This is a genomic window from Haliea sp. E17 (assembly GCF_048323675.1).
In the GTDB taxonomy this organism is placed as follows: domain Bacteria; phylum Pseudomonadota; class Gammaproteobacteria; order Pseudomonadales; family Halieaceae; genus Mangrovimicrobium.
This window is the reverse complement of sequence record NZ_JBLWFK010000001.1, coordinates 84,265-108,429: the sequence shown is the minus strand read 5'-3', so window position 1 is coordinate 108,429 and position 24,165 is coordinate 84,265. Positions and strand designations below refer to the sequence as shown.

At 62.7% G+C, this 24,165-nt stretch carries 19 protein-coding genes; 5 read left to right on the top strand and 14 right to left on the bottom strand.

The window, feature by feature from the left end; all coding sequences use genetic code 11:
* Positions 1-405 precede the first annotated feature (405 nt).
* The 3 genes from prsR to ACNKU3_RS00430 all read right to left on the bottom strand — a co-directional run bounded on the left by prsR (position 406) and on the right by ACNKU3_RS00430 (position 4,225).
* Positions 406-1,761 carry a PEP-CTERM-box response regulator transcription factor gene (gene prsR / locus ACNKU3_RS00440; RefSeq protein ID WP_418257427.1) on the bottom strand — a complete coding sequence of 452 codons (1,356 nt, stop codon included), beginning with the start codon at positions 1,759-1,761 and terminating at the stop codon, positions 406-408.
* A complete protein-coding gene (gene prsK, locus ACNKU3_RS00435) occupies positions 1,751-3,841 on the bottom strand; it encodes an XrtA/PEP-CTERM system histidine kinase PrsK (protein ID WP_418257426.1) in 2,091 nt (696 codons plus the stop codon). Before prsK ends, prsR begins: the two co-directional genes overlap by 11 nt.
* Before the next feature lie 105 nt (positions 3,842-3,946).
* The gene (locus tag ACNKU3_RS00430; protein WP_418257425.1) at positions 3,947-4,225 is read right to left on the bottom strand and encodes a hypothetical protein; all 279 of its coding nucleotides are present in this window, start codon (positions 4,223-4,225) and stop codon (positions 3,947-3,949) included.
* 357 nt (positions 4,226-4,582) lie between these two features.
* Between ACNKU3_RS00430 and ACNKU3_RS00425 the strand changes: the two genes are divergently transcribed.
* Entirely contained in the window at positions 4,583-5,227 is a 645-nt protein-coding gene (locus tag ACNKU3_RS00425) for a cistern family PEP-CTERM protein (RefSeq protein ID WP_418257424.1), read from the top strand.
* A 19-nt stretch (positions 5,228-5,246) separates the two neighbouring features.
* On the opposite strand, the gene ACNKU3_RS00420 is transcribed toward ACNKU3_RS00425, so the two are convergent.
* From ACNKU3_RS00420 to ACNKU3_RS00410, 3 genes are all read right to left on the bottom strand, one after another.
* The gene (locus ACNKU3_RS00420; protein WP_418257950.1) at positions 5,247-6,539 is read right to left on the bottom strand and encodes a UDP-glucose dehydrogenase family protein; all 1,293 of its coding nucleotides are present in this window, start codon (positions 6,537-6,539) and stop codon (positions 5,247-5,249) included.
* A gap of 216 nt (positions 6,540-6,755) precedes the next feature.
* The gene (locus ACNKU3_RS00415) at positions 6,756-7,301 is read right to left on the bottom strand and encodes a PadR family transcriptional regulator (protein WP_418257423.1); all 546 of its coding nucleotides are present in this window, start codon (positions 7,299-7,301) and stop codon (positions 6,756-6,758) included.
* A 76-nt stretch (positions 7,302-7,377) separates the two neighbouring features.
* The gene (locus ACNKU3_RS00410; protein WP_418257422.1) at positions 7,378-8,727 is read right to left on the bottom strand and encodes a malonyl-CoA decarboxylase; all 1,350 of its coding nucleotides are present in this window, start codon (positions 8,725-8,727) and stop codon (positions 7,378-7,380) included.
* Positions 8,728-9,004: 277 nt separating this feature from the next.
* Here ACNKU3_RS00410 and rep point away from each other — a divergent pair, with 277 nt between their 5' ends.
* Complete coding sequence (gene rep, locus ACNKU3_RS00405; protein WP_418257421.1) at positions 9,005-11,002, top strand: DNA helicase Rep; 1,998 nt, start codon at positions 9,005-9,007, stop codon at positions 11,000-11,002.
* A 490-nt stretch (positions 11,003-11,492) separates the two neighbouring features.
* Here rep and ACNKU3_RS00400 read toward each other — a convergent pair whose 3' ends face one another.
* The 3 genes from ACNKU3_RS00400 to ACNKU3_RS00390 all read right to left on the bottom strand — a co-directional run bounded on the left by ACNKU3_RS00400 (position 11,493) and on the right by ACNKU3_RS00390 (position 16,316).
* Positions 11,493-14,642, bottom strand: coding sequence for an efflux RND transporter permease subunit (locus ACNKU3_RS00400; RefSeq protein WP_418257420.1), 3,150 nt, complete (start codon positions 14,640-14,642; stop codon positions 11,493-11,495).
* A gap of 13 nt (positions 14,643-14,655) precedes the next feature.
* Positions 14,656-15,774: an efflux RND transporter periplasmic adaptor subunit gene (locus ACNKU3_RS00395; protein WP_418257419.1), complete on the bottom strand. Its 1,119-nt coding sequence runs from the start codon at positions 15,772-15,774 to the stop codon at positions 14,656-14,658.
* 119 nt (positions 15,775-15,893) lie between these two features.
* Positions 15,894-16,316, bottom strand: a complete 423-nt coding sequence (locus ACNKU3_RS00390; protein WP_418257418.1) for a c-type cytochrome — start codon at positions 16,314-16,316, stop codon at positions 15,894-15,896.
* 186 nt (positions 16,317-16,502) lie between these two features.
* Between ACNKU3_RS00390 and ACNKU3_RS00385 the strand changes: the two genes are divergently transcribed.
* Entirely contained in the window at positions 16,503-17,135 is a 633-nt protein-coding gene (locus tag ACNKU3_RS00385) for a glutathione S-transferase family protein (RefSeq protein WP_418257417.1), read from the top strand.
* 18 nt (positions 17,136-17,153) lie between these two features.
* Here ACNKU3_RS00385 and ACNKU3_RS00380 read toward each other — a convergent pair whose 3' ends face one another.
* The 5 genes from ACNKU3_RS00380 to ACNKU3_RS00360 are packed head-to-tail and all read right to left on the bottom strand — an operon-like array spanning position 17,154 to position 22,358.
* On the bottom strand, positions 17,154-18,395 hold the full coding sequence (locus ACNKU3_RS00380; RefSeq protein ID WP_418257416.1) for a hypothetical protein: 1,242 nt from the start codon (positions 18,393-18,395) through the stop codon (positions 17,154-17,156).
* Positions 18,395-19,102 carry an ABC transporter ATP-binding protein gene (locus ACNKU3_RS00375; protein ID WP_418257415.1) on the bottom strand — a complete coding sequence of 236 codons (708 nt, stop codon included), beginning with the start codon at positions 19,100-19,102 and terminating at the stop codon, positions 18,395-18,397. Before ACNKU3_RS00375 ends, ACNKU3_RS00380 begins: the two co-directional genes overlap by 1 nt.
* A gap of 12 nt (positions 19,103-19,114) precedes the next feature.
* Positions 19,115-20,347, bottom strand: a complete 1,233-nt coding sequence (locus ACNKU3_RS00370) for an ABC transporter permease (protein WP_418257414.1) — start codon at positions 20,345-20,347, stop codon at positions 19,115-19,117.
* Positions 20,344-21,576 (bottom strand): ABC transporter permease, encoded by a 1,233-nt coding sequence (locus tag ACNKU3_RS00365; protein WP_418257413.1) that lies wholly within the window; start codon positions 21,574-21,576, stop codon positions 20,344-20,346. The genes ACNKU3_RS00370 and ACNKU3_RS00365 overlap by 4 nt, the downstream gene beginning before the upstream one ends.
* Complete coding sequence (locus tag ACNKU3_RS00360) at positions 21,573-22,358, bottom strand: outer membrane lipoprotein-sorting protein (protein ID WP_418257412.1); 786 nt, start codon at positions 22,356-22,358, stop codon at positions 21,573-21,575. Before ACNKU3_RS00360 ends, ACNKU3_RS00365 begins: the two co-directional genes overlap by 4 nt.
* Before the next feature lie 195 nt (positions 22,359-22,553).
* Between ACNKU3_RS00360 and ACNKU3_RS00355 the strand changes: the two genes are divergently transcribed.
* Together ACNKU3_RS00355 and ACNKU3_RS00350 are read left to right on the top strand one after the other, a co-directional pair.
* Positions 22,554-23,171, top strand: coding sequence for a DUF4136 domain-containing protein (locus ACNKU3_RS00355; RefSeq protein ID WP_418257411.1), 618 nt, complete (start codon positions 22,554-22,556; stop codon positions 23,169-23,171).
* 58 nt (positions 23,172-23,229) lie between these two features.
* Positions 23,230-24,165, top strand: coding sequence for a diacylglycerol/lipid kinase family protein (locus tag ACNKU3_RS00350; protein WP_418257410.1), 936 nt, complete (start codon positions 23,230-23,232; stop codon positions 24,163-24,165).

The following is a 24,165-nucleotide window of genomic DNA, read 5'->3' as shown; positions in this document are numbered from 1 at the left end:
AACAACGGATGACCTAGTGTGCAGTAAACAATCCCCTCTCACAATACAACGGCACGATGAAGTGATGTTCGTTTTCTTTACACCATCACGGGAAATATTCGATTTAACTATCGCGGAAATGGGCGGAAATATCTGTATTTACAGGATTTTTTGAAAAGCGTAATTTTTCTTCCAACGAACTCATGTTCGTTTTCTTTACATCATTAAAGGAGAATTCTGGTATTTAAAATGAAGAAGAAAGGCCGGAAATCCCAGCAATTTTCGGGATTTCCGTATCTTTGGATTTACCTTCTGAGGAACTGGTGTCCGTTTTTTTTACACCATGAGGAAATTTTTTTCGATGTTCATCGAGCCTAAAGCGGAAGAAACCCCCAAGTATTGTTATAAATTTTATTAACTGGGTATTCACTTCTTGAGGTTATATTTTTCCAGCAGCTTATACAGCGTCGGCCGCGTCACGCCAAGCACCTGGGCTGTATCACTGATATTGAAATCACACTGCACCAGAGCCCTGCGCACCACCTTGCGTTCCGCATCTTCGCGAACATGGCGCAGGTTTATGGGTAACGGATCTCCCTCCACGTCGGCAAGCTCGAGATCAGAAGCAGTGATCTGTCCGCCGTCGGCGAGAATCATCGCCCGCTTCACCTTGCTTTCCAGTTCACGGACGTTACCTGGCCAGGCATAGACTTCGATAGCCGATATCGCATCCTTGCTGAGAATTCTGTGGGGGCCGCCTATTTCCTCGCTGAACCGGTCGACAAAGGCCTTCGCAAGCAACACGGCGTCACCCTCCCGCTCTCTCAGCGGCGGAATTTTTACCGTAATCTCGCTAATTCGATAATAAAGATCCTCACGGAACTGGCCAGTTTCGATCATTTGCTGGATGTTCTGGTGGGTGGCACAGATAATTCTCGTATCTACTGCAATCTCCTGCCGTCCACCAACGCGTTCGATCACCCTTTCCTGAAGAAAACGCAGCAACTTTGCCTGCAATTCCTGGGGGAGGTCACCGATCTCGTCCAGGAACAGTGTTCCACCATCTGCGCGCTCAATCTTGCCGATATGCTGGGAGGTAGCTCCCGTAAAAGCGCCTTTTTCATGGCCAAACAGTTCCGATTCAAGGAGATTTTCCGGAATTGCGGCACAGTTGATAGCGACAATTTTCTTATCACTACGCGGACTGAGGGTGTGAATTGCCTGGGCAAAGCGCTCTTTACCTGTGCCACTGGCGCCCAATAATAGGACGGTGGCGTTGGTCGGAGCCACACGTTCGACCAGCCGGCAGGCTTCAAGCATTTGTGAACTGCTGGCAATGACACCTTCCAGGGGCGAATCGCGCTGGTTGCGCTGGAGGCGCTTGTTCTCTGCCTCCAATTCGTGCACCCGGTAAGCGCGCTCGACAATCAGACTTAACACACTCGCATCAACCGGCTTTTGATAGAAATCGTAGGCCCCAACAGTGACTGCTTCTACTGCATTGCTCCGATCGTTATCGCCAGTGATAACTATGATCCTGGTTTCCGGCGCCAGGGTGAGAATTTCCTTCAGCGTTGCCATTCCCTCGGTTACACCACCGGGGTCAGGGGGCAAGCCGAGATCCAGGAGCACTACGCCAGGCTGGTCCCGTCGCAGGAACGCCATGCCCTCTGAGCGGTTACCCGCCAGCAGAACTTCATAGTCCTCGAATGCCCAACGCAACTGATTTTGCAGACCGCGGTCGTCCTCGACCACAAGCAGTTTCCTGTTATTATTTTCCAACGACGGCTTCCTCGCTTACTGCTTTATTCTTGTTCAGGTGTAAATGGGAGGCACATGGTAGCACCACAGTAAAGCAACTGCCCACACCGGGTTTGCTCATTACCTGGACTTCTCCACCAAGCCCGCGGATATAATCCCGGCTCTCTACGACTCCAATACCCATTCCCGTCAAACCCTTGGTAGTATCAAAAGGTGTGAAAAGGCGGTTTTTAATAAAGTTTTCATCCATACCGACACCGCTATCCTTGATCAGCACTTTCACCCGGTCCTGCTCCTCCTGCAGACTGACGGTCACCGTACCACCCGGTGAAGTCGCATCCTGGGCATTCTGGATAATATGCCCGAATACTGTAGTTAACTGCTCTGCGTCTGCCTCCACCAAATATTCACGGCGCGCGCGAACCATTCGTGGAACCGGCATGGTATTGCTCTTATTGCTGATCACGCGCTCCAGCAGGGGTACCAATTCGACGGTTTCCCTCCTCGATCCGCGCAATCCACTGCGCATCTGGGCCATCAAACGGGTCATTCGCTGGACGGAGTTGTCGATGGTTTCAAACACGTCGTCAATAAATTCCGGCTTTTCCCGGTGCCGGGAAGCGTTGGACAGTATCAAGGACTGCTGGGCAAGAATATTCTTCAGGTCATGTACCACGTAAGCGGACAGACGGTTAAAAGCTTCAAACTGCCTCAATTCCACCAGCGATGCATGGGCCTGGAAGCGAGCCAGGTGTGTCGCAGCCGCGCGCCCCGCCACCTTCAACAGGTCGCGGTCCTCCCAGTTCATTTGCGGCAAGACGTCCGGCCGGGTCATTAGCAGGATACCCTGCAGGCGGTTGGTAAACATCAGTGGAACAATCAGCCAGACCCTCTGAAAGTTCTCCAACCCTTCCGGCAGTTTCAAATCCGTATACACCTCGGGATGATATTGCCGTTCATTGAAATCGATGATCCAGGCAGTTCGCTCAAGCCATTCGACCATCGGTCGAAAATCTCCAACATCACCGGGCTCTTCCATCTGCCAGTTTTCAATCAGGCTGAACTCGCCGTTGTCCGCACGCATCCATAACAGCGCGGAAGGACTGCCACACAATTTAGTCATCGCCTGGGTAATGGCCGTCGGAGTCGCGTTGGCACTTTCTGCAAGCGTCTGGGTGAAATCCAGCCATTCGCGCCGGTAATCGTAGCGATAACTGAAGAAATGCTTGCTCATCCAGACACGCAGTACATCTCTCGCCCTGGAGGAAAGCACAACCGTAAGAAAGAAAATTCCCGCAACGGACAGGAAGGTAATTTGCAGTACACCACCCCAGGTACCGCCGTAGACATTGATGGCAAAGGCGACGCAGGAAATGAATATCAGATAAACCCCGGCTAACAGCAGGGTAACCGTATGAAATACGACATTGCGCGACACCTGGGCTTCCGGGCTGCGCTTCTGGCTGCGTAGAATCGATATTCCCAACAGGGGTGCGGTAAAAGCGACAATAAAACCGCGCGCCTCCCACAGCAGCGGATTGACCTGCCTCAGGATCAGCCCCTCGGTATACATCAGGAAGTCGAAGACGAAAATTGAACCGAGGCCGAGAAAGAGGTACTTGAGGCGCCACCGCTCCGTCAGTGAACTCAGTCGAAACACCTGCTCAAGTAATACCAGCGATCCGAGGGTAAATCCCAGCCACATCAGAAACGTAAAGGTGCGTTCCAGTTCCGCGGGAAGACCCAGCCGCTCCAGTAACCAACCGGAAGTGAACAGGTGTACGAGAAGCAGGCAAATACCCGCGAAAAACCAAGGCAGCCATTGTCGGTTGCCAAAAAACCGCCCCTTGCCATCCAGCATCTGACTATAAAGGTTATATAACAGGAACATCCACGCGCCGTTGCGTGCGGCTTCAGCGATTTCGATCAGTTTGACCGGGGGGTACTCAAACTGGGAGCCAATGGCGACGACTGCCCCCCAGATTGCAGTAAGGGCTACACAGACCAGCGCGGACAGGCTGAGGGCGCGATTGCGCCAGCGCAGGGTCAGGCCGAGTCCGAGAACGGAATAAGCCAGCCATGCAGAGCCATAACTGAGCATGAGAATATCGATGAGAGGATACCTCGGCTGCGTGAAAATTCTTATTGGATCACGCTAGCGTCATCAAACCATCCGGCGTACCGGCAACGACATATCAAAGTGCGTTCAAGCGACCACGGTCTTTCGCCGATCCCCGAGTTTACGCCGGTCCTCGAAAATTATCATCCCATCAATTCGCAGTGGAAAGCTGACCTGCTGGCCACTGCGACGGTCCCTATTACTGCGCTCCATGTAGCGTACGGAACCTGCCCCCTTACCTTCAAGGCGCGGATCAATTCTCATATTACCGCGGGAAAAAGTGCGTTTTGCGTCAGCCAGAATGTAGAGCGCCAGGGTGATCGAGCACACACCCATCAGTAAAAGTATGATCAGAACTGCATCCATGAAACCTGAATTTCCTTTCGTCTGACGCTTTTATTCTGGCTGAGAAACGACGTAGCGCTTTACGACAGAAATGTTAAAGCAAAAAGTACGCCGGAAATGGCCAAACCCCGAATTTCCCGCAGCTTCCGAAGACCAGCACCCCAAACCGGTCCAGCGCAGCCCTCGCAGTGTAAAAATTTCTGACACAAATTCCTGGCTGCGTCAACAGAGGATACACCGTAAATCGAGGCTATAGACTAGACTTTATGTGACACCGGTCACAGTTTTGTCGGGCGCAAGAGTGGTTCTGATGCAAAATACTTGCGCCATTACGGTGCCCCCATGGATATGATCACTTAAAAAAAAGGAGTAGTAGCAATGCGTTCCCCCCTATACAGGCAAATCATTCTGGCTACAGGCCTCAGCGTGTCTGTAGCTGCCCATTCGGCAGGCTTTTCCACGGTCGGCGATTCTGTCTCGGTTCTTTACACCGGCAATGCACCCGGCCTCAGCGCCCAATCCGTCTATACGCTTACCGCAATTGAAAACGCGGGTACCACCTGGGTTTTCAGCGGGACCCTGGAAAATACTTCAAGCGTATCTTCGAGAATTTCTATCGCCGGATTCAATACTTCCGGACTCGTCGACCTGACCGGTAGTAGCGCCAGTGGCGGATTTGATCGGGTATCTGCCGGAGCAATGCCAAAAGGCGACTCCGTGGATATCTGCTTCAAGAATTCCGGCGGGGCCAACTGCGCCGGCGGCGGCGGTACCGGGGTATGGAATACGGACAACCCTCTCCAGTTTTCATTTACGATCCAGTTGAGCAATGCACTGAGCGTACTGGACCTAGGTGACTACGCAGTACGTTTCCAGTCTGCACCCTGCCCGGGCAACATGGCGTATGTCGCATATGAGCAGTTTGCGCCATCACCTGTGCCGCTTCCCGCGGCGGGTTGGCTCATGTTTTCCGCGATTACCGGACTGGGCGCAGCTAAATTGCGCAACCGAAAGCGCACGTGATGATCGAGCGCGGTTCGACTCAGCGACCGACGCAGGTGTAATTGAAGCCGGCTGCTTTCATGCTTTCCGGTTCATACACATTGCGCAGGTCGATAAATGCGTTGCCGCGCATCATACTGCGAACCCGGGAGAGGCTGAGCCCGCGATAGGCGTTCCATTCGGTCATCAGCACCAGCGCGTCGGCATCCTTGATGGCGGCGTAGATATCACTGGCATACTCCACGGATTCGGGCAGCAGCGGTTTCGCTTCGTGCATGCCCTGGGGATCGTGGGCGACGATGTGCGCTCCCTTGTCGACCAGTGGCGGCAGAATGGATAACGAAGGGGCATCGCGCATGTCGTCGGTTTCCGGCTTGAAGGTGAGACCCAGAACCGCAATGCGCTTGCCCGCCTCGCTGCCACCGAGGGCATGGCGAATCTTTTTTACCATCCGCGCTTTCTGTGCGGCGTTTACCTCGACTACGGCTTCCACAATACGCGAAGAAACCCCGTATTCCTGCGCGGTCCGCACCAGGGCAAGGGTATCCTTTGGAAAGCAGGATCCGCCGTATCCAGGCCCGGCATGCAGGAATTTCTTGCCTATCCGTCCGTCCAGCCCCATCCCCTTGGCCACAGCGTGCACGTCGGCGCCCACCGCTTCACACAACTGGGATATTTCGTTGATAAAGCTGATTTTCGTGGCAAGAAAGGCGTTTGCCGCGTACTTGATCAATTCCGCGCTTTCCAGGTCGGTAACCATGATCGGCGCTTCAATCAGGTTCAGGGGCCGGTACAGCTCTCGCAACAGGCGTTCGGCCCGCTCGCTTTCCACGCCGAGCACCACCCGGTCCGGGCGCATGAAATCTCCGATGGCCGCACCTTCACGCAGGAATTCCGGGTTGGAGGCGACGTCAAAATCCGCTTCCGGATTGTTCTCGGCGATGATGCGCTTTACCTGTGCCGCAGTTCCCACCGGTACCGTCGATTTGTCGACGATCACCGTATAGCCGCTCAGGTGCGCAGCGATATCCTTGGCCGCCGCATAGACATAGCCCAGGTCGGCGTGGCCGTCGCCGCGACGGGTCGGGGTACCGACTGCGATAAAGATCAGGTCGGCTTCACCGACAGCGGAAGCCAGGTCGGTGGTGAATTTCAAGCGACCGGATTCCCGGTTGCGTGTCACCAGGGTCGTCAGGCCCGGTTCGTAGATTGGGATTTTGCCGGCTTCCAGCGCGGCAATCCGCTCCTGATTGAGGTCGACACATACGACGTTTGCACCGAACTCCGAAAAACAGGCTCCGGATACCAGGCCGACGTAACCGGCCCCAATCATTACCACTCGCATATCTGCACCCCAGCTTGAATTTTTCTTGCGAATTTTCAGGGTCGAACCAAGAGGACGCAACCCATCAACCACGTATTTGAGTACTGGATTATACGTGAGTCGATATTACATATAGCCCGCCCTGTACCATCAATTGGAAAAAAACAGGGTTGTAAAAAAATGTGACACCGCAACCCCCGACTGTTATTCAAGCGGTAGTGAAGGTCAGACGCCTTCAACCGTCGCCAGCAGAGCCAGCGCCTCGTCACACCAGGCCAGGAACTGCTCCCCCTGGCGGATCCCCGCCGACAGCGCAAGATAGACGCCCTTGTGGCGGGTCGGCAGCGCGGCTGGCTGGTCGTAATGGGTTCGGCGGATTTTTTCGTAGAGATAGAGGCGGCGCATCATATCGGCGCGCCGCTCGCCGATCTGGCCGGCGATATGCTCCGCGTTACTCTTATCGAGATTGTAGAGCTTCAACATCAACTCGTCCTTGGCCGCCTGCACCCGGGTTCCCCCGAGCACCCACTGCGCCAGGGCATCCCGTCCCGCCTTGGTCAGTCCGTAGAGAATCTTGTTCGGCCGCCCGGACTGCTGCACCTCGCGACGGTTCAGCCAGCCCTTGTCGGCGAGTTTGTGCAGTTCCTGGTAAATCTGCTGGTGGGTGGCCTGCCAGAACAGGCCGAGCGAGGTTTCGAAATCACGCGACAGTTCGGACCCGGATAAATCCGCGTCCAGTAGCGCCGTCATGATGGCGTGCGACAGGGCCATGCAACTTCCCGAAATCGAGCAGAAGCAAAAGCATAGACGTCGCGCGCCCGTTCTGCACAATCACCGGGGGGAAAGATCAGTTCAGCAGGCTGGTAATCGTCCTGGAGACTGAAATCGTACCCTGGTCGAAGTAGGCTTCGTGGTTCTCTTCGATCCTGTCGAGATCGTAGAGGTAGTTGACCATCATGCCCGCGGACTGGTCGCGGCCCTTGCTGGTAAGGTCCGCGCCCCAGTGCAACCGGTGCAGGCGGGCGCCGTTGCCGAGGTGGAAACGCGCCACCGGGTCCTTCGCCAGGGTGCCGGCCTTTTCCTCTACCAGGTAGTGGGCGCAGAGTTTCATCAGCGCCTCCTTGATTTCGGATTCGACAACCCGGCCGATCGGGGCCCGCACCTTTTCTTCCATGTTCCCGGAGACCAGTTCGCTGATGTCCGCTTTCTGCAGCCAGCGGCGGAATCCGGGAATGGGCGACAGCGTGACGAACTGCTTGAGCCAGGGCATTTCCTGTTTCAGCTCGCCGACCACGCTCTTGATCAGGAAGTTGCCGAAGGAAACCCCGGCCAGGCCGCGGTGGCAGTTGCTGATGGAGTAGAAGACGACCGTGTTGGCCTTGTTGCTGGGGAGCATGTCGCGGTTCTGGTCCAGCAGCGGCGCGATGGCCCCGGGCACCTGATCGGTGAGCGCCACTTCCACGAAAACCAGGGGGTCGTGTTCCATGGCCGGGTGGAAGAACGCAAAGCAGCGACGGTCATCGCGCAGGCGGCTGCGCAGGTCGTCCCAGCCGTTGATCTCGTGCACCGCCTCGTAGGCGATGATTTTCTCCAGTTCCAGGGCCGGCGCACTCCAGTCGATATGGCGCAGTTCCAGGAATCCCTTGTTGAACCAGGAGACAAACAGCTGGCGCAGGTCGTGGGAGACAGGCTTGAGTTCCGGGTGATCGTTTTCCAGGTCGAGCATCTGCTCACGCATCTTCACCAGGATGCCGGTGCCGCCCGGCGCCATGTTGAGGCGGCGGAACAGCTTCTGCCGCGGCGACTCCATGGCCTTGCTGAGATTCTGGAAATGCTTGCGCGAGGGATCGCCGGCATAGGCCTTGGCGGCCTCGCGGAGTTCCAGGGCGTCCGGTTCGTAGTCCTTGGCAAGCGCACGGAAAAACGCCAGGCGGTCTTCCTCCCCCGCCTTCTGGTACTTGTTGAGGATATCCAACGCCAGCGCCAGCCCGGACGCTTCACCGCGGTGGTGGAGCAGTTCGCGGCACTCTTCCAGCAGGGCCTTTTCGGGAGCAATGCCGGGGGAGCTGATCAGTCCACGCCGGTTGAGAATGACCCGGCCCACATCCATCACCGAGCCCAGTATACGTGCCAGGGGACGCGTGGTGGCTGCGGGGGCGACTTCCTGATTGTCGGACAGGCTCTGCTCACTGCTCATGGTGAAACCTCTGCGGAACGTTGATGACTACCTCGGGGGGCTACCGATCATCCTGTTTCTACCCTGCCCCGTCAACCACCGGGGCATTCCACTCCCCCGTTTGGGCCTGCGCGGATGAGCGCTCCGGCCGACAGCGACCGGACCGGACCGGACCGACTGTGCGGGACAGCCGGGAACCTCCCCCGCCGCGGCCCCACTTTTTTCTCCCCTGCGGCGACGCCGGGCCCCGTTTTCCGCTACACTGCCCGGCTGTTGTTCCATCACCTGACGTATCCCCGTGAGTGAGTTAAATCCCCGACAGCGCGAGGCCGTGCGCTACATCGACGGCCCCCTGCTGGTGCTGGCCGGCGCCGGTTCCGGCAAGACCAGCGTGATCACCCGCAAGATCGCCTACCTGGTGCAGCAGTGCGGCATCAGTTCCGGCCGCATCGCCGCTGTCACCTTCACCAACAAGGCTGCCCGGGAAATGAAGGAACGGGTGGGCAAACTGCTGGGATCCGGCAACGCCGAGGGCCTCACCGTCAGCACCTTCCACCAACTGGGATTGAAGATCATCCGCTCCCAGCGCAAGGAACTGGGACTCAAGGCGGGGTTCTCCATCTTCGACAACCAGGACAGCGCGGCGCTGATTCGCGACCTGCTGATCCAGGAACACGGTTCCGACGGCGACAAGGCCGGGGAGATCGCCAACCGCATCTCCCAGTGGAAGAACGACCGCGTGCTGCCGGACGAGGCCGCGGCCGCGGCCAGCGGCCCCGCCGACATGCTCTGCGCCCAGGCCTACCTGCGCTACCAGCGGGCGTTGAAAGCCTACAACGCCCTGGACTTCGACGACCTCATCCTGCTCCCCACCCTGCTCTTCGAGGAGCGCGAGGACGTGCTGCAGCGCTGGCAGGAGCAGGTCCACTACCTGCTGGTGGACGAGTACCAGGACACCAACACCAGCCAGTACCTGCTGGTGCGGCAACTGGTGGGCCTGCGCGGCGGCCTCACCGTGGTCGGCGACGACGACCAGTCGATCTACGCCTGGCGCGGCGCGCGGCCGGAGAACCTGGCCCAGTTGCAGGCCGACTTCCCGGGGCTGCGCATCGTCAAGCTGGAGCAGAACTACCGCTCCACCGGGCGCATCCTGCGCGCCGCCAACACGCTGATCGCCAACAACCCTCACGTCTTTGACAAACAGCTATGGAGCGAACTCGGCCCCGGCGAAAAGCTGCGCATGATCCAGTGCGCCGACGAGCAGGACGAGGTGGAACAGGTGGTGGCGGAAATCTTCGACCACCGGCTGCGCAAGTCGGGCCGCTACGGCGATTACGCCATCCTCTACCGCGGCAACCACCAGGCGCGGCTGCTGGAACTGGTACTGCAACGCCAGCAGGTGCCCTACCACCTCTCCGGCGGCACCTCCTTCTTCGCCCGCAACGAGGTCAAGGACATCATGGCCTACCTGCGCCTGCTGCTGAACGAGGGCGACGACAACGCCTTCCTGCGTATCGCCAACGTGCCCCGGCGCAAACTGGGTACCACCACCCTGGAAGCGCTCGGAGAGTTCTCCACCGAGGCCCACTGCAGCCTGCTCGAAGCCATCGGCCGCATCACCCCCGAGCGCATCAACGAGGCCGGCCTGAACCGCCTGCGGGAATTCCGCCAGTGGCTCGACGGCCTGCGCCGCGCCGTGGAGGGCGGCGACGGCATCAGCGCGGTGCGCCGCCTGCTGCGGGACATCGACTACCACGACTGGCTGCGCGCCCAGGCCTCCAGCGACGAGGTCGCCGACCGGCGCATGGCCAACGTCGACTTCCTCGTCGACGGCCTGCAGCGGGTCATGGGCGAGGACGAGGTCCCGCTGGAGGACGCCATCGCCCGCATGGTACTGCGCGACCTGCTGGAGCAGCAGGACGAGGAGGACAAGGGCCCGGATAGCGTACAGCTGATGACCCTCCACGCCTCCAAGGGTCTGGAATTCCCCCACGTCTTCCTCATCGGCATGGAAGAAAACCTGCTGCCCCACCGCAGCAGCGTGGACGACGGCAACGTCGAGGAGGAGCGCCGCCTGGCCTACGTGGGCATCACCCGCGCCCGCCAGACCCTGACCATGACCATGGCCCGCAAGCGGCGCCAGTTCGGCGAGAACGTCCCCTGCGAGCCGAGCCGCTTCCTCGACGAACTGCCGCCCGAGGACCTGCAGTGGCAGGGCCGCGAGGACGACGACCCGGAGGACAACACCCGGCGCGGACAGGAAACCCTGGCCGGGCTGCGGGACCTGTTCGGCTGACCTGGCCGCGAAGTTGGTTTTTACTCGGTCGGTGGCGGCCTTGCGGCCGCGGCATTGGCGCCGGGTGCCAAACGACAGCTGACGGAATCCCGGTCTGACTTGCTTATCGGCGATGGTAAAGTGCAGAGACTGAATCCACAATTCAGCAAACCGGAAACGAGACCAGAGCGCTAATGCCCTGGTTCACTCCCGCGTTGCCAGTGGGTGGGAAGGCTCTTTTACGGACTTGGAGGGCGTCGGTGCGAACTCGATCCCCAAGCGGAACCACCTCACCCCCGCGATGCGCCAGCCCACCACACCAGCTACCGTGGAGCCATGTAGCATGTAATCCCAGGACCCATTCAAAGCCTCGCAGCCAAGCGACTCTTCCGGGCACCCAAAGGCCAACGCGCCGCAAGCGCCCGCAATGGAGTAAAAGAGCCTTCCCACCCACAGGCCACGCAGCGGCCGCCAGGCCGCCAAACGTCAAGCCGCCAAACGCCAGGTCAACTTACTGCGGCGAATCCGGCACCTTCATCCCCAGCCGGCTTTTCACCCGCTCCCGCCAGGTCTGGATGATCGCGTAGAACCCCGGGATAAACAGCGTTCCCACCAGCAGCGCCGCCAGCATGCCGCCGAAGACCGTCACCCCGAGGGCGCGCTGGCCATAGGCGCCGGCGCCGGAGGCGAGCACCAGCGGCAAGATGCCGAGGATGAAGGACAGCGCGGTCATGCTCACCGCGCGGAAGCGCAGGCGGCCCGCGTTGCGCGCGGCCTCGAGGATGCCCTCGCCCTCCTGCTCGCGCCGGTGGCGGGCGAATTCGACGATGAGAATCGCGTTCTTCGCCGCCATGCTGATCAGCAGCACGATGCCAATTTGCGCGTAGAGGTTGAGCGCCGCGCCGACGAGGTTCAGCGCCAGCAGGGCGCCGCCCACCGCCATCGGCACCACCAGGATGATGGCGAAGGGAATGGACCAGCTCTCGTACTGCGCCACCAGGAACAGGTAGACGAAGACCAGCGCCAGCAGGTAGGCGTAGGCCGCGGTATTGCCCGCCTCGCGCTCCTGGAAGGCCATGCCGGTCCATTCGTGGGCGTAGCCCCGCGGCAGCACCCGGTCGGCGACCCGTTCCATAGCCTGCATGGCCTCGCCGCTGCTGTGGCCGGGGGCGACGGTCATTTGCACCGGTGCCGCGCGGAACAGGTTGAAGCGGGTCAGCACGTCGGGTCCGAGGATAGGCCGGGTCGTCACCAGCGCACTCAGCGGGACCATCTCGCCGGAGGTGGACTTCACATAGTAGCGGTCGAGGTCGTCGAGGTCGGAGCGGAAGGCGGATTCGGCCTGCATGACCACCTGGTAGGTCTGGCCGAACTTGTTGAAATCGTTGATGTACAGGGAGCCCATCTGCGCCTGCAGGGTGGCGAAAATCTCGGTCAGGGTCACGCCGAGGTTTTTCGCCTTCACCCGGTCCACGTCGATATAGTACTGCGGCACGTTGGCGCGGAAGGAACTGAATACCCCGGTCAGCGCCGGGTCCTGGTTGGCCTCGACAACCAGGTTGTTGAGCGCCACGGCCATTTCCGCGGGCGAACGCGACAGGGTGTCCTGCAGCATCATCTCCAGCCCGCCGACGGCGCCGACGCCGGGAATGGCGGGCGGCGCCATGGCGAATATCGACGCCTCGGGCACCTGCATGCGCGCGGCAACATTGATCCGCTGGGTCAGGCTGAACACGCTCAGCCCCGGCTGCTTGCGCTGGTCCCAGGGTTTCAGCACCACGAACATGGTGCCAGCATTGCTGGCGTGGGCGCCGGACAGGATGGAAAACCCGGTTACCGCGGTAACCGATTCCACCGCCGGGTCCTCGCGCAGGATCGCGGTCATCTTGTCCATGGCGGAGCGGGTCCGGGTCAGGGAGGAGGCGTCCGGCAGCTGCACGTTGACGAACATCACGCCCTTGTCCTCGGAGGGGACAAAACCGGTGGGCGTGGTGGCGAAACCGAACAGGGTCGCTCCCATCCAGGCGATAAACACCAGCACCACCAGGCGCAGCCGACGCAGCACCCCGCCCACCGCGCCGTCGTAGCGGCTGGTGAGGGCGCCGAAGCCACTGTTGAAGCGCTGGTACCAGGCGGCGTCCTTGCTCTTGCCGCCGGCGCGCAACAGCAGGCTGCACAGCGCCGGGCTCAGGGTCAGCGCCACCACGGAGGAAAACACCACCGCGACGCAGATGGTCACCGCAAACTGGCGGTACATCACCCCGGTGATTCCGGGCAGCAGCGCCACCGGCACGAACACCGCCAGCAGTACCAGGGTAGTGGCGATAATCGCCCCGCCCACTTCGCGCATGGTGATTTCCGCGGCCCGCGCGGGGGACATGGTCGGGTCCTCGTGCATGTGGCGGTCGCAGTTCTCCACCACCAGGATGGCGTCGTCCACTACGATACCGATGGCGAGGATCAGGCCGAACAGGGTGATGGTGTTGATGCTCATGCCGGCCAGCATCAGCACACTGAAGCTGGAGATCAGGGAGACCGGTATGGCGATACTCGGCACCAGCGCCGCCCGCCAGTTGCCGAGGAATATAAAGGTGACGGCAATCACCAGCGCCACCGCCTGGAACAGCGCCTCGATCACCTGGTTGACCGCGGTGGAGACATAGCGGGTGGTGTCGTAGCCGATGCTGTACTCCATGCCCTGGGGGAAGTCCCGGGCCAGGGCGGCCACCACCTCGTCGACCTTCGCGCCCACTTCGAGGGCGTTGACGTTGGCCATCTGGTAGAGGGCGAGGTTGACTGCCGGGCGGCCGTCGGTTTCACCGACAATGTCGTAGCTGGCCTGGCCCAACTCGACCCGGGCGACGTCCTTGAGGTAGATCGCCGAGCCATCGGCACGGGCGCGCAGGACGATATTGCGGAACTCCTCCTCTTCCTGCAGCCGCCCCTGGGTGCGCAGGGTGTACTCGGTCTGCAGGCTGCCCTCGAAGGGCGGCGCGCCGATCTTGCCCGCCGCCACCTGGACGTTCTGCTCGCGCAGCGCGGACGCGATGTCCTGCACCGACAACTTCAGCGCGGCCATCTTGTCCGGGTCCAGCCACAGGCGCATGGAGTAATCCGCCGCGCCGAGGATCGACACCGAGGAAACACCGTCGATTCGCGACAGCGCACCGGCGATGTTGATCTTCACGTAGTTGGAGATGAACTTGTAATCCAGCGATTCATCGGCGGTCTGGAAACTGATGATCTTCAGCATGTCCGGCGAGCGCTCCACCACGGTGAGGCCAACCGCGGTGACCTCCGAGGGCAGCGAGGGCTCGGCGCGCTTGACCCGGTTCTGCACCCGCACCAGGGCCATATCCGGGTCCGCACCGACCTTGAAGGTCACCGTCAGGCTGTAGCTGCCGTCGTTGGCGCTCTTGGAACTCATGTAGATCATGTCTTCCACGCCGTTGACCGCATCCTCGATCGGCTGGCCGACGGTGGCCTCGACGACTTCCGCCGAAGCGCCGGCGTAGTGCGCGGAGACCACGATGCTCACCGGGGAAATCGCGGGGTATTCGTTGATCGGCAGGCCTTTCATCGCCAGCAGGCCGGCCAGGCTGAGGACGATCGCCACCACCATGGCGAACTTGGGGCGGTGGATAAAGAAACTGGCATTCATTGGAAAAGGGACCTCATTCCTCGGCGGGCGCTTCGAGCAGGTGGACCTGCACCGGCATCCCCGCGCGCACCTGCTGCAGGCCGCGGACGATAACCCGTTCACCCTCCCTGATGTCGCCGGTCACCGCGACCAGGTCATCCATGCGCATGCCAAGCTGCACGTTGCGCCGCTCCACGGTGTCCTGCGCGTTCACCGCGAGGACAAAACTGCCGAGTTGGTCCGCCTGCACCGCCGCCTGCGGCACAAACAGGCCATCGACCAGGTCGGGTTTGCGCAGGATCACCCGCACGTACTGCCCCGGCACCAGCAGCGCGTGGGGATTGGGAATCAGCGCCCGCGCCTCCAGGGTGCCGGTTTCCGGGTCGACGCGATTGGAACGGTAGTCGATGCGCCCCACTTCCGGGTACAGCAGCCCGTTGCCGAGCTCCAGGGTCACCTCCTGCTGGCTCAGGGCGTCGCTGGGGATATCCTGCTGCAGGTCCTGGGCGAGGGCCTTGACGTAGGTCGCCTCGCTCACCGTGAACACCGCGTGGATCGGGTCGATGCTCACCAGGCTGGTAAGGTCGCCGGTGGTCGGCCCCACCAGGTCGCCGACACTGACCACGCTGCGGCCGGTGCGGCCGGTGATCGGCGCGCGGATGGTGGTAAAGCCGAGATTCACCTCGGCGCTGGTGACCTGGGCCTGGGCGGACTTGAGCCGGGCATCGGCGTCCAGCTTGGCCGCGGTCAGGCTGTCCATTTCCGACTGGGAGATGGCGCCTTTGGGCAGCAGTTCCAGCCCGCGCGCCTGGTTGCGGTCGGCGTTGGTTTTCGCCGCTTCCGCCGCAGCCAGCTCTGCCCGGGCCCGGGCGAGGGCGGCGTCGTACTCGGAAGAATCCAGGGTATAGAGCACATCCCCCTCGTGGACAATCTGCCCCTCGGTAAAGTCGCGGCTCTGCACGTAGCCGGAAACCCGGGCCTGGATGGCGACATCGTCCTGGGCGCGCAGGCGTCCCACGTATTCACGGCGGGGCTGGTAGGGCTCCTCGACAACCGGGGCGACGAAAACCTCCGGCAGCATCGGCGGTGGCGCATCTTCGGAGCAGGCCAACAGCAATAAAGCCAGCGGGGCGGCGAGGCAAATCCGCAGCATGACGGGGTACTCCTGAGTTTCCGGTTACAGAGTGTAGCAGCAGGCCCCCGGGCGGGGGCAGAAACAAAAAAGCCGCGACAGGCCGCGGCTTGGGGGACAGAACGGGCGGGCCCGGTGGATTACTGGCTGTTCTCCACCATGTAGTCGACGGCAGCCATCACCTCTTCGTCGGAACAGCTCATGCAACCGCCCTTGGCGATCATACCGGTACCGGGCACGCCCTGGAGGCCGTGCTGGTGCAGGGTATCCATGCCCTTGGCGATGCGATCTACCCAGGCTGCCACGTCACCCATTTTGGGTGCGCCGCCGGCGCCGGTGGAGTGGCAGGCCATGCAGGCGCTGTCGAAGACATCCTTGCCGGAACGCGGACCACTGGCCGCCGCGGCAGCGGCGCCGCCACAGCTGGAATCGCCCTGCATGCAAACTTCGCCTACCGGTTTGATGCGCTCTTCGATATCGGCGCGCTGGGCATCGGACAGCTCGACTGCACTGGCGGCAAAGGCCACGAGCAGTGCGCCGAGGGTGATAGCAATACGGGTCATCGCGAAAGATCCTTTTGCAAGTTTGGCGCGCATTATAGCCACTAATCCGGCGAGGGAAAAAGGGCCGGCTGGAACTTGGCGCCAAACCCGGCAAATCCGCCGTTTACGCGAGCACCGGCTGCCGCGCTGGCACTGGTGTACGAATCGGCTAGTATTGCAGGTCAGCCTTCAGGAGAGCCACCAGCGATGAAACTGTATACCTTCGAGCCCGCCCCCAATCCCATGCGCCTGGACCTGTTCCTGAAATACAAGGGCGTTTCCCTCGACACCACCCAGGTCAACCTGATGAAAGCGGAGCACCTGCGCGACGAGTACCGCGCCATCGTGCCCGCAATGACCGTGCCGGCACTGGTATTGGAAGACGGTGTCATCCTCACCGAGGTCATCGGCATCTGCGCCTTCCTCGAGGAGACCTTCCCGCAAAAGCCCCTGATGGGCACAACGGCGCTGGAGCGGGCCCAGGTGATCAGTTGGGATCACCGGCTGTACCTCGACCTGCTAGGCGCCATCGCCGAAACCTTCCGCAATGCCAACCCGGTATTCGCCAACCGCGCCCTGCCCGGACCGGTGCCCATCGAGCAGATTCCCGCCCTCGCCGAACGCGGCCGCTTCCGGCTCGGTGAAATGTGGAAAGCCATGGACGCGGTGCTGGCCGACCGCGAGTGGCTGGTCGGGGATTCGCTGACCTTCGCCGATATCGACATGGTGGCCTGCGAGAGTTTTTCCGGCTGGATCGAGGCGCAGCCCGACCCGGCGCTGGCAAACCTCCAGGCCTACCTCAGCCGGGCGAAGGCCGAACTCGGGCTCGCCGCAGCCTGAGCAGCGGCGCGGCCGGCGTCAGAAATACCAGGCCAGCTGCAGGAACAGCGAGGGACCTGTACCCAGGGTAAGTCCCTCGTAAGCGGTCTCCAGTCCCCCGTATTCCGTGCCCTCGGGACCCAGCGGCAGGTTGAGCGCGCCCAGCAATTGCCAGTTCTGCGCCAAATCCCACTGGGCGACACCCTGCGCCAGCGCCGAGCCGTCGCCGAGGTTGTAGAACAGGTTGCCGGTGAGGTTGAGCAGCGGGGTCCACTCCAGCAACAGTGAACCGGCGGCATAGTGCCGGCCGATGGTGAACAGCTCGCCGCGCGCCAGCCGCCTCGCCAGCTCATCGTCAGTCTCCAGCGCGGCGAGGTCATAGTCCGACTCGCGCAGGCCGAAGCCGTTGAAAAAGTACTCCGCCACCGCACTGAAATTGCGCCCGCGCCATGCCCAGGACCAGGTCCAGTCCAGCACCAGGGAGGCTTTCCAGCCCTCGTCGCTGTCGCTCAGCACCAGGTCGCCCCGCACTACCGCCTCGCCGACATCCAACAGGCCACCGGCGCCGATGACCGCCTCGTCGTAGTGCTGCGCCAGCAGCAGGTCGTATTCGCGGGTGGCGGCAAAACCGTGGAACTTGAGGGCGGTGGAACTCACCGCCTGGCTGACATCGCCCTGCGCGTCCCTGCGCTGCACGTTGACGAACTGCAGGTCGTCCCCGGAATCCAGCAAGTACTGGGCGTAGAGCATGTCGTCACCCGCTTTGTATTCGGTATCCACGGCGGCCGGGTCGAAGGGATTGAGGAAGTCCATCGGCGTGTAGATCAGCCCGTTGCCCCAGCTCACCGCCTGGCGACCAAAGCGCACGACAGCCTTGTCCGAGGTCCAGGTAAGGTTGAGGCGATCCAGGCGCTGTTCCAGCAGGAAGTCCTCGTCGCGCTCGATCACGTCGGTGAGGTCCCACCAGCGCCGCTGGTCGTCGGGGGCACGGGCACTGTCGTAGAAACTCCCGCCGCTCACAGGCAGCGCCAACGGCTCCGCGTACTGGGCGATCAACTGGTAATCGGCATTGAAGCTGAAGCCGCCGCGGGCGCCGGTAAAGCGCAGGCGGGCCACCCCCGCTGCACCGGCGTCGTATTCGCCCAGTTGCTGGCGAAACAGGCTGTCATCGGGATACTGCGCCAGCTGGGCACGCCCCTTGAGATGGCCGCCGTCCAGCAAGGGTACCCCCGCCGCGGCGCCACAGGACAGCAGCAGGCCGAGCAGGCCGATCCGGCGCATCACTCCACCGCCATGCGCCGCGGCTCCTGGGGCTGGTCGGAGATCACCTGCCCGTCGCGCAGGTGCAGCAGGCGCCGCGCGTAGCCCATTACCCGGGTGTCGTGGGTGGCGATCACAAAGGTCACCCCGCGTTCGCTGTTGAGCTGTTCGAACAGGTCCATCAGCCGGGCGGCGCTGTGGCTGTCGAGATTGGCGGTGGGCTCGTCCGCCAGCACCAGGGCCGGCTTGCTGGCGATTGCCCTGGCCACCGCCACGCGCTGCTGCTGGCCACCGGAGAGTTGCGCGGGACGCCGCTCCTCCAGTCCCTGCAGGCCCACCGCGTGAAGGACTTCGTCGGCGATCGCGTGGCGCTGTGCCGCCGCCACGCCCTGCACCTGCATCACGAACTCCACGTTTTCCCGGGCGGTGAGCACCGGGATCAGGTTGTAGGCCTGGAAGACGAAGCCGATCCGCCGCAGGCGCAGTTCCGCCAGTTGCGCTTTCGACAGCCGGCCCAGCTGCTCGCCGGCCACGCAGACCTCGCCGCTGTCCGGCGTATCCAGTGCGCCGATCACATTGAGCAGGGTGGTCTTGCCCGAGCCCGAGGGCCCGGACAGGCAGACAAATTCCCCCGGCGCGATGGACACGCTGACCCGGTCGAGACCGGGCACCCGGGTCTCGCCCTGCTGGAAGATTCGCGATACCTCGCGGCACTGTACTGCACTCATAGCCAGCTATCCTCAGGTCTTGTTGATGGCCCGCACCGGGTCGAGGCGAGCGGCGCGCCAGGCCGGCAGCGCGGTCGCGAGGCAGCCCAGCACCACGACCACGGCAGTGGAAAACAGCATATCCCGCAGCTCCAGGGCGGGGTAAAGGGTAGTACCGAGCCCCATCATCGCCATGCCCTCGGCCACCGCGGACAGGTCGATCCCGTCCTGCAGCGGCCGGATCGACAGCCAGGCCAGCAGATTGCCGGCGACCAGGCCCAGCAGCAACAGGTAGAGGCTCTCCAGTTGCACCAGCAGCAGTATGCCGCCCGGCCGCATGCCCAGCGCCTGCATCAGGCCGAGTTCGCGCACCCGCTCGAATACCGCCATGGCCAGGGTATTGACCAGCCCGAAGGACAGCACAGCGAAGATCACCACGATGAAAATCATGCTGAAGCCGTCCTGCACCTGCAGCATGGAGGCGAGGTAGGGGTCCAGCTGCACCCAGGGCAGGACCTCCAGCTCCGGGCCCGCCGCCGCAGCGATCTGGGGTAGCCACTGAGCCGTACGCCGGTAGTCCCGCGCGGTCGCGGCGATCTCGGAAATCTCGCCGCCGATGCCGAGCAGTCGCTGCAGGGCCTGCCGCCCGGTGTAGGCGAAGCGCTCCTCACTGGCTTCCAGCCGCGCGTGGTAGATGCCGACCACGCGCATACCGCGGTCGGCGACGTTATTTTCGGGATCCTGCGACATTACCACCACGCGCTTGCCGAGGCCGGTGTCGAGCTTGTCGGCGAGACTGGCGCCGAGCACGATGCCGTCGTCGTCCGGGCCCTGCAGGAAACGGCCCTCGGCGATGACATGGGGAACAGCACCGATCGACGCCTCCTGCAGCGGATCGACACCGAGCAGGGTAACTCCGCGGCTCTCGCGCTCGCTGGCGACGACCGCCGGCACCCGCACCCGCGCGGCCCAGCCCTGCACCGGCGGCTGCCCCAGGGCCGCCAGCAGTTCTCCCCCGGGCGCGGGCATGCTGTTGACCACGCTGGGGTCGTCGCGCCAGGCCGGGTTGTGGACCTGTACCTCGCCGGGCAGGTTTTCCAGGCCGTTGCGCACCAGCTGGCCGGTCATGCCGCGCATCAGGGCCGACATGAAAATCATTGCCCACACCCCGATGGTTATCGCCAGCAGCATGACCAGGGTGCGCCGGTAGTTGCGCCAGAGGTTGCGCCAGGCCAGGCGCATGGTCACCGCCAGTACGCCCTTCACTGCACTGCCCTCATCGCCGCCACGGGAGCCAGCCGGTAGGGGCGCAGGGCGGGATACACCGCGGCCAGCAGGCTGAAACCAAAAACCGTCAGCGGCCCCCAGGTCAGGGACAGCAGGCTGACCTGCGGGTGGATGCGCTCCGGGATGTTGAACTGCGCAGCCATCTCCTCCATCCCGGGATAGGTAAAGCCGACGATGTTCAGGTAGATCACCAGCACTGCGCCGAGGACCACGCCCACCCCCAGCCCCAGCAGCGAAAGCAACAGTGTTTCCATGCCCACCAGCCGCGCCAGCCGCCCGGGACCGAGGCCCAGCGCGAGCATCACGCCGAACTCGTGGGTGCGCTCCATCACCGACATCAACTGGGTGTTGAGCACGCTGAAGGCCACCAGCACGATCAGCACCCCGTACATAAACCAGGCACTGGCCATGTCCGACTGGATGGCCTGCTTCAGGCCCGGTTGCAGGGCATTCCAGTCGAGCACCACCAGGTCCTCGCCGGCCGGCAACAGGCTGCGGGCCTGCGCCTGGGCCGCGGGCACCTGGTCCAGTTGCTCCAGCCGGACGACCACCGCGTGTCCGGCGTCGCCCATGGCGAACACCTGCTGGAACCATTGCAGCGGCACCTGCGCCAGCCCGCGGTCGACCTCGTTGACCCCGCTGTCGAGGATACCGACTACGGTCGCCACCCCGGCCGCGATGGAGCCGTCCCAGCCGCTGCCGATAAAGGTGACTTCACCGCCGATACCGACCTTGAGGTTGCGCGCCAGCACCGCGCCGACGACGATGGCGTCGCTGTCCCCCGGCTGCAGGTAGCGCCCCTCCCCCACCAGCCCGGGCAGGCTGGATACCGCGGGTTCCCGCGCCGGCTGCACGCCGCTGAGCAACACGCCGAAGGAGCGTTCCTCGCTGGACGCCAGCGCAAAGGCCTGCGCCCGGGCGGCTACAGCGTGCGCTGCGAGCTGCCCGCGCAGGGTATCGGCGAGCGCCGCCACCTGCGGCACCGTATCGCGCATGCGCTGTTGTGACCGGTAGTCGCGGTGCTGGACCTGGAGGTGGCCGGAGCTGAGGGCGAGGGTGTTGTCGATCATCATCTGGTAGGAACCCAGCTGCAGCGAGATCATGAAAACCAGCAGCACATTGCAGAACACCATGGCCCCAACGGTCAGCCAGGTCCGGCGGCGATGGCGCCAGAGGTTGCGCCAGGCGAGAACCCAGGTGAGGTTCACCGGGCGGAATCGGCCGGACTGGCGACGGGGGCGGCGGGCGCGCTGCGCGGATTGCGCAGGCTTGAAAGGGTGAACATGCCCTCCGGGATGGCCAGGTCGAAAGCCACTGTCTCGGTGCGGACCTCGGTCCACTCCTCCGGTTTGTCCGCCTGGGACATGCGCATGCGGCTGGCGACCTCACGGCCGCCCATGGTCCTGATTTCCTGTGTCTCCAGGGCCTTCACCAGCACCCCGTCCTGGTCCCAGAACTGCTGCTCCAGCAGCACCCAGTCGTCGCGGATCACCAGCACCTCGCGGCCCCAGACCACCGCGGCATCCTCGTGGGGTATGGACTGGATGACCCAGGCGGTGTGGCCGTCCAGCTGCCGGGTTTCCAGCAGGCTGTGGTCATAGTCGTCGATAATGGTGGTGTCCTTGCTGATATCGCGATTGGAGAAATCCGAGCCCATCCAGTTCTGCCCCATCATCGATGAGGGCACCTTGATCACCCGGTTGATCTTCGGGGTATAGGTCCACATGTTGGTATTGAGGGTGAGCGTGGCGTTGCCCGCATCCCGGGCGGGGGCGATCACCCGCACCAGGGTGCTGTCGTCGCCCCGGCTCCAGGCGCGCATGCTCATGCTGCGCTCCCAGTCGGGCCGGTGGATGGTCATGCTCATCTCGGAATAGGAAGTCTGGCCGCGGTAATGCTCCATCGCGCTGCGAATGATTTCCCGGGCATCGGGCGGCCCGGCCGCGGCCAGCAGCGGCGTAATCAGGAAAACACAGACAATCCAGCGCATAGATTCGTCCCGTTGGGTGCTGGCCTGAGTGTAGCGACTCGACCGGCGGCGCGCATCCACTTCACCGGCCACCTGCACTCCACAAGCCCTGCGCGCCGGTTTCACCCACAGCAAAGGGCAAGACTGGCCGGTCGGCGCGTATCCCCGGGGACAAAAGTTGGCTAAACTGGATTTGTCGACCTACCGGAGAAACCCATGAGCCGTATCCCCGCCCGCCTGTTGTTCACGGTGGTTTTCACCGCCGTCACTGCCCTGCTGGGCGCCTGCAGCACCACGCCGACACCGGTGTTCGACTACAAGCAGGATTACGATTTCAGCGGCGTGAAAAAGATCGGTTTCTACGACGAGTCCGGCCAGATCTCGGGCGATAACCCGATGCAGCTGAGCGACATGCAAATCGAGCGCATCGACACGGCGCTGAGCAATATCCTGACCAGCAAGGGCTTCACCGTGGTGGACGACCCGGCGGACGCCGACCTGCTGATCAGCTGGCACCTCGGTACCCAGAACAAGCAGGACGTGCAGACCTATACCACGCCCAGCTACGGCATGGGCTACGGTGTGGGCTACGGGCGCTATAACGCCTACGCCAGGTACAACTGCTGGAGCTGCTACGATACCGATGTACAGGTTCGCGACTATACCGAGGGAACATTCATCATCGACATGATCGATCCCGCGATGAAGAAAAGCGTCTGGCGCAGCGTGACCCAGAGCAAACTCAAGAGCAAGCAGGACGAGAGCCAGGAGCGCTACGACCGGGCCGCGGCACTGGTACTGGGCGGTTTTCCGCCGCAAACCGGCGCCCCGTAGCACCGGCAGCGGAACCAGCAGAACCGACTTCAACCCGCCTACGGGCAAAGGGGGAACAGTGAGAATCACGCTGATCCTGAAAGGCAATATTACCCGCAGGAGCCACTTCGAGAAGTCGCTCGAATCCCTGCGCAACGCCCTCCCGACTGCCGCCATCCCGCTACTGGAAACCCGCCGCGAGGGCCAGGCGGTTGAACTGGCCAGGCGCGCCTGCCACGACTCCGACTACCTGCTGATCGCCGGCGGCGACGGCACCATCAACGAGGTGCTCAACGGCTGCCTGCGCGCGCAGCAGCACGAGCCGCAGCTGCAACTGCCCACCCTCGGCATCCTCGCCTATGGCAGCGCCAACGACCTGTGCCGTTCACTGGGCCTGCGCGGGGACGTCGCCGAATGCGTGCAACTGCTGCGCAATCGCTCCAGTGCGCTTATCGATGCCGGGATCATCCGCTTCCAGACGCCGGAGGGGGAGGACGCGGAGCGCTTTTTCCTCAATGCCGCCGGCCTCGGGCTGGGCGCCAGGTCGGTCCAGCACCTTGGCCGCCGGCCGCGCCTGCTGGGCAGCAACCTGCACTACCTGCGCTCCATCCTGACCACCCTGGCCACCTACCGGCCCCAGCCGATCCGCGTGCGCTCCGACCGCGGGATGCACTGGGAGGGTGACTGCCTGGCCCTGGCGGCCGCCAACGGCCGCTTTGTCGGCTCCGGCCTGTGCATTGCCCCCGGCGCCCGCCTCGACGACGGCCAGCTCGCCATTACCCTGGTGGGCGAGGCCGACTCCGCGGACCTGCTGCGCAACCTGGGCCACCTGCGCCGGGGCGAACTGCTCAATCACCCCGCCGCCCACTACGACCACGCGGCGCAGATCGAGGTCGAACACCTCGCCGCGCCGGTGCCGGTGGAGGCGGACGGTGAGTTTCTCGGCCAGACGCCGGTGAGTATTTCGATCATCCCCTCGGCCATCAGCATCCTGCACCCTGGGCTGGGTGCCTGA